The 1,618-nt window shown below is 71.4% G+C and carries 2 protein-coding genes; both read left to right on the plus strand.

Features of this window, described 5'->3' with window-relative positions:
• On the plus strand, positions 1-1,175 hold a 1,175-nt coding region (locus tag AC5LSR_RS08610; RefSeq protein ID WP_493468329.1), incomplete at its 5' end, for a hypothetical protein.
• Positions 1,176-1,218: 43 nt separating this feature from the next.
• Positions 1,219-1,618: DUF6112 family protein (locus AC5LSR_RS08615; RefSeq protein ID WP_493468330.1), on the plus strand; the 400-nt coding region annotated here is incomplete at its 3' end.

Genomic DNA, 1,618 nt, shown 5'->3' on the forward strand with positions numbered 1-1,618 from the left:
GGGAGTCCCTCGCCGACCGGGTCGCCACACCGCTGGAAGGCTCCTGGCGGATCGCGGTCACCTCGCTGATCGGCGGTTCGGGACGCACCACCGTCACCGCGATGCTCGGGATGACCCTGGCCGGCATCCGCGCCGAGCCCGTGGTCGCCCTCGACATCTCCGGTGACCTGGAACGCGCCACGGCCACCGGCGGCTCCGACGTGAGTATCGAGTTCGGCGCCTCACTCGCGGAACGCGCTGGCGTACGCCCGTCAGTGACGCTCAGTGATCTGGTCGCGGACGCGATCTCCTACCGGGCCCGCCGCGGCGGCACTCCACGACCGGCCCGGGAGATCCGCTGGCTGATCGGCGGTGACACCAGCCGGACAGCCACACCGGCCCGGGCCACCGCGGGCTTCGACGTCCTGCCCGCCTGCCACCCCACCGGCACCCCTCAGCCCGATCTCCAGCCCGCTGGGCGGGCCACGCCGGGCCAGACGGCGGCAGCCACCGCCAACGGCGCCGTCCCGGCCGCCGACGGCATCGAGGCGCAGCCTGCTCCGCTGGTGGCGGCCGGCATGCCGGGCCCACCCACCACCCAGGTGGTTGCGGCCGGCCTGCGCACCCTGGAACAGGCGTATCAGCTGGTACTCGTCGACACCCCGTTGGACTGGGACGGCCAGTTCGCGTCGATCACGCTCAGCGACGCGGACGTGATTCTGCTGGTCGTACCGGCGCTCCCCGGCGACCTGGCCGAAGCGGCCGCCGCCCTGCGTGGCGCGGCCATCCTGCGTGCCGACCACGCGGGCCCGCGACCAGCGGTGATCGTAGCCGCGATGTCGGTCCGCCGTGGACGCTGGTCGCCGCAGACCCGCTCGGCCGCGGCCAAGCTGGCCCGGCGGGTCGACGCGCTGGTGCGCATCCCGTATGACACACGACTCGACGACGAGATACCCGACCACGCCCACAGCGCTCCCCGGCACGCTCCGGGCTCGCCGCCGCCCGGCGGGCGTCCAGCGATCGTCCTCTCCCGGGTGCGGTGGCGCAGCCGGCGGGCATTTCTCCGGCTGGCCGCGACTGTCGTCGACGCCTGCGACGATCCCGACAGCACGGTTCCTGAGGAAGATGAGAGCGACAACACAACCATCGCCGCCGCCACCACCTCCAAAGATCGCGGTTTGATTCCCGGCGTATGATCCGACGATCTGCGTGCCGGACCGAGTTCAGAAGGGAACAGTGATGATCGTCCATGCTGTGACCGCACAGGCGACGATCGTCCTGGCTCAGGTAGAGGTCAAGCCCGACGACTCCAAGGCCCCTGGGATCAACGCGCTCAAAGATCTTGTCAACGGCCTGGCCGCATACGCGGTGATCGCCGCCGTGGCCTCCGTGCTGCTCGGCGGAATCGCCTGGGCGCTCGGCGAGCGGATGGGTCTCGACCGCACCTCGGCAGTCGGCAAGAGCGGCGTACTCGCCGGCTTCGGGCTGGCCTTCCTCGTCGGTGCCACGGCCGCCGTCGTCAACTTCTTTCTCGCTACCGGAGCCTCCGCGTCGTCCGGCGCCGGCAACCAGCCGCAGGGGCTGGACAGGCCAGCCATCATCGAAACGATCGACCTCCAGGAGCCTGTTCAGGCCCTCC

The organism is Protofrankia sp. CiP1_Cm_nod4, from assembly GCF_982290645.1.